This window comes from Calothrix sp. CBUCES-K 9914 (assembly GCF_059640475.1).
This window is the reverse complement of record NZ_JBXXZH010000325.1, coordinates 1-9,214: the sequence shown is the minus strand read 5'-3', so window position 1 is coordinate 9,214 and position 9,214 is coordinate 1. Positions and strand designations below refer to the sequence as shown.

General features: G+C 42.0%; 7 protein-coding genes. 2 read left to right on the top strand and 5 right to left on the bottom strand.

Annotation, left to right across the window (positions count from 1 at the left end):
- Positions 1–1,161, top strand: a 1,161-nt coding sequence (locus AC2JBO_RS39840) for a CHAT domain-containing protein (RefSeq protein ID WP_496959158.1), incomplete at its 5' end; no start/stop codon positions are given.
- 381 nt (positions 1,162–1,542) lie between these two features.
- On the opposite strand, the gene AC2JBO_RS39835 is transcribed toward AC2JBO_RS39840, so the two are convergent.
- The 5 genes from AC2JBO_RS39835 to AC2JBO_RS39815 form a co-directional block, all read right to left on the bottom strand.
- Positions 1,543–3,741 carry a tetratricopeptide repeat protein gene (locus AC2JBO_RS39835; protein ID WP_496959157.1) on the bottom strand — a complete coding sequence of 733 codons (2,199 nt, stop codon included), beginning with the start codon at positions 3,739–3,741 and terminating at the stop codon, positions 1,543–1,545.
- A 332-nt stretch (positions 3,742–4,073) separates the two neighbouring features.
- Complete coding sequence (psb34, locus tag AC2JBO_RS39830; protein WP_496959156.1) at positions 4,074–4,244, bottom strand: photosystem II assembly protein Psb34; 171 nt, start codon at positions 4,242–4,244, stop codon at positions 4,074–4,076.
- A gap of 212 nt (positions 4,245–4,456) precedes the next feature.
- Positions 4,457–6,427: a glycine oxidase ThiO gene (thiO, locus tag AC2JBO_RS39825; RefSeq protein ID WP_496959155.1), complete on the bottom strand. Its 1,971-nt coding sequence runs from the start codon at positions 6,425–6,427 to the stop codon at positions 4,457–4,459.
- Between the two features lie 209 nt (positions 6,428–6,636).
- Complete coding sequence (locus AC2JBO_RS39820; protein ID WP_496959154.1) at positions 6,637–6,981, bottom strand: hypothetical protein; 345 nt, start codon at positions 6,979–6,981, stop codon at positions 6,637–6,639.
- A 53-nt stretch (positions 6,982–7,034) separates the two neighbouring features.
- Entirely contained in the window at positions 7,035–7,370 is a 336-nt protein-coding gene (locus tag AC2JBO_RS39815; RefSeq protein WP_496959153.1) for a 2Fe-2S iron-sulfur cluster-binding protein, read from the bottom strand.
- Between the two features lie 80 nt (positions 7,371–7,450).
- Here AC2JBO_RS39815 and cimA point away from each other — a divergent pair, with 80 nt between their 5' ends.
- A complete protein-coding gene (gene cimA / locus AC2JBO_RS39810; protein WP_496959152.1) occupies positions 7,451–9,061 on the top strand; it encodes a citramalate synthase in 1,611 nt (536 codons plus the stop codon).
- Positions 9,062–9,214: the final 153 nt, after the last annotated feature.

The window sequence follows — 9,214 nt, the reverse complement described above, 5'->3', positions numbered from 1 at the left end:
ACATTCGTAATTGGTTTGCTCATTGCTGTTATTGTACCTCACCAGCTTAGGAAAGGCTATATTTATGATGAATTTAAAATTCAGGGTAAACCGCAAGGTAAAGAATCAGAACTCTACATTTGGGTAATTAAACCCACAGGTGAAGTTACTTTCCGCAAAGCTGACCTCAAACCCCTATGGCAAAAAGAAAACACAACTCTTGACAAGCTTGTTACCACCAGCCGCAACTCAATTGGTGCAAGAGGTACAGCTTTTCGCGGCATCAAGGTAACTTACAACCCCAATGCACCCAAAACCAAAAACAATTTAAAACGTCTACACGAATTATTAATCAACCCCATCGCTGACTTATTACCTAAAAACTCTAACGACAAAGTTATCTTTATTCCTCAAAGTGCATTATTCCTCGTTCCTTTGCCTGCATTAATTGACGCAAACGGGAAATACCTGATTGAAAAACACACTATTCTCACATCCCCATCGATTCAGGTTTTAGACTTAACCCACAAACAGAAACAACGCATCGGCACACAACCCATCCAGGGTAAAGATACTTTGATTGTAGGTAATCCGACGATGCCTTTTGTCGCACCAAAAATCGGCGAAACTCCTCAACAATTAACTTCTTTACCTGGTGCAGAACAGGAAGCAACTGCAATTAGCAAGTTACTCAAAACCGAACCTCTCATCGGCAACAAAGCGACAATTGCAACTGTAGTCAAGCGTTTACCCCAAGCGCGATTTGTGCATTTAGCAACCCACGGCATATTTGATGATATCCAAGGATTAAATAGCGCTATTGCTTTGACTCCATCAGGTAAAGATGATGGTTTATTAACTGCTTCAGAAATCCTCGATTTAAAACTTAATGCTGAATTAGTAGTTTTAAGCGCTTGCGACACCGGACGCGGACGCTTAACTGGGGATGGAGTAATTGGTTTATCTCGTTCGTTAATTAGTGCGGGCGTACCCAGTGTCTTAGTATCGTTGTGGTCGGTTCCAGATGCGCCCACAGCACTATTAATGACGGAATTTTATCAAAATCTGCAAAAGGGCGACGACAAGGCACAAGCGCTGCGACAGGCGATGCTGACGACGATGAAAAATAATCCGAATCCCGTTGATTGGGCAGCTTTTACTCTCATTGGCGAAGCAGAGTAGGCGCATCAGTGAGAGGTTAGAGTGATTGCATTTTTGTCAAGAGGTGCGGGAAAAGGGGATAATTTTTTGATTTTCGGTATCATCGTACCATACCATCGGTGCCATGAATAAAGTAAGTGGGGGAAAAATACTTAATGGCATTTTGTACTTTACTGGTAAAATTACTAACAAGAAATAAAGGATAAGTCCTGATGACGACATCTGTAAACTTAAATGCATTGATGAAAATTGGCGCTGTTTATATAAATTCACCTTTTGTGATAGCAAAAAAAGACCTTTTATGTTAGACCTGGTGTAGCACAGGCGAGACGCCTATGCTACGGATGAATAAAAATAGATGAATCAACTATCCGTTACATCCGTTACAATCCGTTGCCAGGATTACAACTTCGGCAAAATCTCCGGCAATAACGAACCAGGAACTTTAGATAATGCCAAATTTTGCCCTTGAATACCCAACTCATTATGGAATCCGCGTACAGTTTTAATTATATACGACAGTGTTGTTTGATATGTTTCAGGTTGTTTGCTCATACCATTAAGCGCTTGCAAATGGTTATCTAATGAAGCTTCAAGATGTTTAGAACGCTCATTTTTATCTGCTTCACAATGAGCATCGGTAACAAGTTGATAGTGCGCGAGTCCTAAATTATTATGCGTTGCGAAAATATCAAAGCTCAATGTTATTCCACTAAGTGAATGCGCCAAATTTAAAGCCTCTTTATAAGACTTAATACATTTTTCTAAATATTCGTGCCGCTCTTGTTTTGGTGTTTGTGCTTGATTTGCAAAATGCCAGTAAGCTGTACCAAGATTATTCAACGTTGCAGAACAAGCAGCAGGTTGATTTGCTGGTGTACGGAATTTTAAAGCTTCTTTATAGGCGCCAATTGCCAACCGTAAATGTTCACTAGGTTGTTCATACTGAGCAATATTCCAATACGCCGTTCCAATATTGTTTTGAATCATGCCATATTTTAACGGTTCTTGCTCAGGTGTATAGTACATTAGCGCTTCTTTATAGGCGCCAATAGCTTTCTTTAAATGCACAACAGGAAGATTGTACTGCGCCAAATGCCAATATGCAGTACCTAAGTTGTTTTGACATGCGGCAAATTTGAGTGGTTCCATTTCAGCAGTACGGTATTGCAGTGCTTCTGAATATGCTACAATCGCTAACTGCCAATTTTCTGCTGGACTAGAAAAACGTGCTAAGTCACCATATGCAGTACCTAAGTTATTTTGTACGCGTGCGTAAGTTTCTGGATGGCTCTGCGCTGAAATTAATTTTAATGCCAGTTGATAAAACTCGATCCCCTGCTCAATATATGACTGCCCCTCCTCAGAATTGGGAGGAGTACGGTATAACATCCAATATAAAGTGCCTAAGTCGTTTAAGATGTCAGGAACTTGAGGCGAGACTTCATCATATGTAATTGCTTCTTGATAAGCAATGATCGCCACCATTAAATTTTCTAAGGTAGACTGTCCCTGCTCAATCCGCAAGCGATATAAATTACCAAGCCTTTGATATCCAATTGCTATACTTTCAGCAGCAGCTTTTTTGCTATGTAGTTCGTCGATTTCCTCTAATATTGTCTCCGGTGATGTTACCTCGTCACCTGTTGACTGCGTGTCCAGCGTTGCTAGCACGAGTTCGATTAACTCCTTGCCAACATGTTTGAAACGATTAGGCGCCTGAATTTCAGGTTGAGTAGGGGTATCCCGAATTGGAGGTTCATCAGTAGATAATCCAACTGCTAGCAGTTCCGATTGTAATGGTGTAGGTTCCTTCTTGCTATGGCTACGATTAACTGATTGTTGGGATTGTGGAAAGTCAAAATCTTCCGGCGTATCAGCATCTCGAACTCCGTCGGAAATAATAACATCATTTAATATTGATTCTTCAAGATTACCTAAATCTACTCCCTGCGCCGAAAGTCTCTCTGGAAATGCTTTGGTTTTTGCAGTTGGTGTTGGTTCCCCAGCAAAGGTAAATAAACCCGTCCGATACCGCCAAAACTGCGGCGCCGACTGCTGTATTGCGTGTAACCAAGGACGTGGAACCCACAAAAGTAAACTCGACTCCAAATATCGATTTGATTCTGGTGTTGATGTACGTTGTTCAATTAATCGTAAATAATGTAGAAATAACCGCTGTGTTGCAACAGGTTGGCGTGTTAACTGCTCAACTCCAACAATTTGAAACGCTGGTATTGGTAGTGGTTTACCTGGAGTATCTTTTGTTTTGCCTACAATTGGTGGTGGGTAATTTGTTAGCCATTGGTTAATTTGAGCAATGGGGTTTGGGTCGCTTAAATTCAACCGTAACGTTACCAGTCGCGGATACGCTGGTGTACTAGTTTCCAACGAATTGGCAGGTTGATACAAAACTTGCCCAACCGGATATGCCAGCGTTGAATGCAACCGCGCTGCCACCTGATTTCGCAGGTTTAAATCATCACACACCGCCAAAAAGACTTGTCTCCGCAAGCCAAGACTCAGGGCAAGCTTGAGACGGTGATATACTTGTTTGTTCCAAGCAGAACTTTCGGGGTGTGTAGCTTCATTCACGCTCATGGTGGCGTCACATGCTTACTTGCTGTTTACATTGAATCGAGTGAGATATTTGCTTTTTGTCGCCTATAACTCTTGCCATAGAATCGTTTTTCGACTTTAAACTCTGCTTTTCAGGACAAATAGCGATTTTAGAACTTCTATAAGGAATAAGTATCTAATTATACGAATCGCTTTATGTAATTTTAACAAATAAAAAAGCAGGTTCACACAGGAGCGTGGAACCTGAAAATGATAGCAAGTTTTTCTGGGTTGAAACTGTAGTAGAGACGCAGTACTTGGGCGCCACTGTACAAAGATGAATAAATATTTACTAAAGTATATTTTTGAAAAGATTATGAGACCGAGAAGGCGACAAAAATCAAACCTCCGACCAGCACAATACCAAAGACTCCCAAAAAAATGTAATTACGCTTTTGTCCATCACTGGGAGGTTCTGCGGTATATACTTTTGGTTCTCTTGCAAAATTATTCAGACGACCGCCTTCTTCTGTGGTATAAGGCATGAATTCTTCCTTTACTTAAGTTATTTTAACTAATGTTACATAACTAAGCATAACTACTCTCAACTTAATAGACAAAACTTAATAAAGTGCTGAGTGCTGAGTGCTGAGTAGAGTTAAGAGTTAGGAGTTGAAAGTTATGAGTGAGACTCCTAACTCAGCACTTTCTACTCAGCACTTTCTACTCAGCACTCAGCACTTTCTACTCAGCACTTCTAATTGATTGTTCCAGTTAAAGGAGAGGAAGCGCTAGCGTAGTCTTTAATTGGCATTCTGCCTGCCAAATATGCTAGGCGCCCAGCAGTTGCAGCGAGGTTCATGGCGGATGCCATTGCCGGAGCGTTTTGTGCAAGTGCAATGGCACTATTTATTAACAAAGCGTCGGCGCCCATTTCCATCGCTTTTGCAGCTTCGGATGGGGCGCCAATACCAGCATCAACAACTACAGGGACTTTGGCATTCTCGATAATAATCTGAATATTGGCGGCTGTTTGTATACCTTGTCCAGAACCAATAGGCGCCGCTAATGGCATTACAGTCGCACAACCAACTTCCTCTAGACGTTGTGCAAGTATTGGGTCAGCGTTGATATATGGTAGTACGGCAAATCCTTCTTTAACTAACTGTTCAGCAGCTTGTAATGTGCCAATTGGGTCTGGAAGTAAATACTTAGCATCTGGTATAACTTCTAACTTAACAAAATTATTGTCTTCTTGTCCAAGTAGCTTCGCCATTTCACGTCCCAACCTTGCTACACGAACCGCTTCTTCAGCAGTTTTACAACCGGCAGTGTTTGGTAGCATCCAAATCTTACCCCAATCAAGTGCTTCCGCTAATCCTTCATGTCCAGGCGCATTAGTTTGAACTCTTCGCACTGCAACAGTTACAATTTCACAACCGCTCCAAACCACACTTTTTTGCATTTCCTCGATAGAACGGTATTTACCTGTACCTGTCATTAAACGAGAAGTAAAAGATTTTCCGGCAATTTTAAGAGGTGAGTCGGAAAGTGGGGATAAAGAATTTGCAACTGATAATTGGGTAGACGTGTTGCTTTTTACTATATTGCCGTTATTAAAATTAGCGGAGTGCGTAAACATAGGTGTGATGGTTTTTCCCTTTATTTGGAAGCGTGAGTAATGGAAATGTTGCAGTAAGGGGTGACAAATGTGCTTTGTGATTTTGTCGGCAATAAGTAATGCTGTTGCTGGTGTAAGCAAAATCCCGTTACGATAATGTCCTGTGGCAAAAGTTAAGTTTTTATAAGGACTTTCACCCAAAATTGGTAACTCGTCAGGAGTTGTAGGACGATATCCCCACCACATTTCTTCTATTGGGTAATCTTTTAGCTGTGGAAATAAACGAATCGCGTTTTGCAGTAAAGTTTGAATTCCGGTGGGAGTATTGTAAGGTGTAAAGCCAACATCTTCACTCGTGGCGCCGATAATAATTCGTCTATCGTGCCTAGGGACAATGTATATTTCCTCACCAAACAAAACTCTGTTTAAGGGTAATTCCGTAATGAAATCAGGTACGCGCAGACTCAGCATTTGTCCTTTGCGCGGACGTACAGGTAAAGGAAATAATTCGTTAGACCATGCTCCTGTTGCTAAGATGTAATGTTCAGCACTCATTACACCAGCGCTAGTTTGTGTACCCGTAATTGCTCCAGCAGAAATTAAAAGACCATTAACGCGCGATTCTTTAATTTCAACACCAAGCGATTGCGCGGCAGTTAACAATACTCTGGCAAGCGCGCGGTTATCAACTTGTGCATCTTCAGGATACCACCAGCCGCCGATTACTTCTTCACCTAGCCCTTGTTGATACTGATGGATTGTATTTTTGTCTAACCAATAAGAATGAGAACTATTATTTTCCTGTCCTTCTATTTCTCTATACACAGGCATCAAACTACCGCAAGCCCAATATTCGGTATTCAACCCAGTAAGTTGTTCGAGCTTGCTTGTCCATTCGGGATAAAGACCGCGCGATAATAAACACAAATCACGCATCGCACCCTGAACCCTTTCAGCATCGGGAACCAACATCCCAGCAGCAGCTTGAGTAGCAGCAGTTTGAAAATCGCGATTGACTACAGTAACATTGCAACCCCGTATCTTCAGTTCGATGGCGGTTGCCAACCCGATAACACCGCCACCAATTATTAAAATATCGCTAGCCATCGCATTAATTCGTTAGTAATTAGCCGTTAGTTATAGTCATTTGTCAAGGGTTTATATGGTAACAACTCCTAACCATGACTTACAACTAACCCAATAACTAACTCATAGCGCATATTCTACGTCATTTGATACACGACGGCAATTTTCAGGTAAATCGACCACACATAGAGACGTTACATGTAACGTCTCTACAAACAATACGCAGCTATTTACCACAAAGCTCGAATTGGCGAATTACCTGAGTTGGAGTTGGAGTCAGCAGAGGTAGAACCTGAAGTAGATTGGTTTTGGTCAATATTGGTGTTGTTTGTGGTTGAATTATCATTGTTGTCGGTTGGAGCGTTGTTTTGAGCTACGGCGCCTTTGTTGTTTGAACCACTTGTAGTAGTATTCACGTTTAAATTAGCTGGCAAAACGCTTGATGCTCGATTTGGCGCCTGTTGAGGTGACTGAGCAGTTTGAGAACCGCCCATAGGATACCAAGTACCAATCAAAGTACCTAACAATATCGCTAAACCGCCTGCCATTAAGACTAGTGGTGTCCATCTTCCCATATTAACTTCCCCTTAATTAAAATTTGTTGAGTACATAAATTACTTCCCTAGGATTAAAGGGAACTCCAGACAATTTGAGAACCTTGTCCCCAAAATCCGTCATATTTTATAACTTTAACATCGCCCAAAACTTGTGTTTGACAGGCTAGGCGTAAGTTTCGTTCATTTGAGTGAGGAGGTAGAGAGCGACGTAACGAGTCTCGCCAGTTAGTTTCTAAGACTCTGCCTTCCACGGAAACAGCACAAGTACCACAACTACCGATTCCACGACAGTTAATAACCGATTCACCGCCATTGTAGAGGTCAATACTATTATCAAGCAAAACTTTTCTTAAGTTTGCTCCCAAATCGCATTTAATTGTTTTACCCTGAGCTAATACCTTTGGCATGGCATTCCCACTTCACTTTCCTGGCTTCTGTTGTATATTTACACATCACCTCGAAACTTGTCCTGATCTTTTCTAACCTTATGCCTGAATCCTCACCTCAAATCTGGCTTTATGACACCACACTTCGAGACGGCACTCAACGTGAAGGTTTATCGGTATCTATTGAAGACAAATTACGCATCGCGCGCGCTTTGGATGAGCTGGGTATTCCATTTATAGAAGGAGGTTGGCCTGGAGCAAATCCGAAGGATGTGCAATTTTTTTGGCAATTGCAATCTTCACCACTCAAAAACGCGCAAGTTACAGCTTTTTGCTCAACTCGTCGTCCCAATGCAACCGCTGCGGATGAACCAATGTTACAGGCAATCCTAGCTGCGGGAACTCGCTGGGTGACAATTTTTGGCAAATCCTGGGATTTACACGTTATTGAAGGCATAAAGACTACTTTATCAGAAAATCTGGCGATGATTCGCGACAGTATTGAGTATCTTCGAGTTCAGGGACGCTGCGTTATTTACGATGCCGAACATTGGTTCGATGGCTACAAAAATAATCCCGACTACGCCTTACAAACCTTAACCACAGCAGTATCAGCCGGCGCCGAATGGATAGTGCTATGTGACACTAACGGCGGCACATTACCCCATGAAATCAGCCAGATTGTAGCAGAAGTTACCAGCCATCTTGGAGGTGCCAAACTCGGAATCCACACCCACAACGATTCTGATACAGCGGTTGCCAACGCTTTAGCCGCTGTTATGGCAGGCGCCACAATGGTTCAAGGCACAATCAACGGTTACGGTGAGCGTTGCGGCAATGCTAACTTGTGTTCTTTAATACCTAATCTCCAAATCAAGCTGGGCTTCCAATGTATAGAAGATAACCAGTTAGTTAAATTAGCAGAAACGAGTCGTTTCGTTAGTGAAGTAGTAAATTTGGCACCAGATGAACATGCAGCTTTTGTAGGACGTTCAGCTTTTGCCCACAAAGGGGGAATACATGTTTCAGCAGTAGAACGTAACCCTCTTACATACGAACACATTCAGCCAGAACAAGTAGGAAATAGGCGCCGGATAATAATATCTGAGCAAGCAGGAGTCAGCAACGTGATAGCAAAAGCGCGTACCTTTGGCATCGAGCTAGATAAACAGAACCCACTGACGCGAGAAATTTTAGAACGTCTCAAAGCACTAGAAAGCGAAGGATATCAATTTGAAGGCGCCGAAGCTAGTTTTGAGTTATTAATGCGTGAAGCATTAGGTACGAGACAGCAGTTTTTTGAAGTCAAAGGGTTTCAGGTTCACTGTGACTTAGCAAGGGGGAAAGAAATAAATAATGCGCTTGCGACAGTAAAAGTTGCTGTTGAAGGTAAAGACATTTTACAGGTGGCAGAAGGTAATGGGCCAGTAGCCGCGTTAGATGCAGCTTTACGCAAAGCCTTAATAACTTTTTACCCTCGCATCAGCGACTTTGAACTATCTGACTACAAAGTTCGTATTCTCAACCCAAATGCGGGTACAGATGCCAAAACACGCGCGTTAGTAGAATCACGTAACGGACAACAGCGTTGGACTACTGTCGGAGTATCAACAAATATTCTAGATGCTTCATATCAAGCCGTTGTCGAAGGCTTAGAATATGGATTGTTGCTAAATGTTGGGGCGCCTACCTTCCATAGCATAGGCTTCTAGCTTGTGCAGTAGTAAGGTCGTCAATCAATACTACTCGGTTAAGACATTAACTTAAAATCAATCCCCCTAAATCCCCATTAATAAGCTACCGTGTACACACAAGTCTCTTTTTCTTATCTTTCTTATCTTTCTTTGTGTTCTTTGTGCCTTTGT

Bases quoted from the DNA above. Each gene is read 5' to 3' on its own strand.
- AC2JBO_RS39835 (WP_496959157.1), bottom strand. From the start codon at position 3,741: ATGAGCGTGAATGAAGCTACACACCCCGAAAGTTCTGCTTGGAACAAA.
- psb34 (WP_496959156.1), bottom strand. From the start codon at position 4,244: ATGCCTTATACCACAGAAGAAGGCGGTCGTCTGAATAATTTTGCAAGA.
- thiO (WP_496959155.1), bottom strand. From the start codon at position 6,427: ATGGCTAGCGATATTTTAATAATTGGTGGCGGTGTTATCGGGTTGGCA.
- AC2JBO_RS39820 (WP_496959154.1), bottom strand. From the start codon at position 6,981: ATGGGAAGATGGACACCACTAGTCTTAATGGCAGGCGGTTTAGCGATA.
- AC2JBO_RS39815 (WP_496959153.1), bottom strand. From the start codon at position 7,370: ATGCCAAAGGTATTAGCTCAGGGTAAAACAATTAAATGCGATTTGGGA.
- cimA (WP_496959152.1), top strand. From the start codon at position 7,451: ATGCCTGAATCCTCACCTCAAATCTGGCTTTATGACACCACACTTCGA.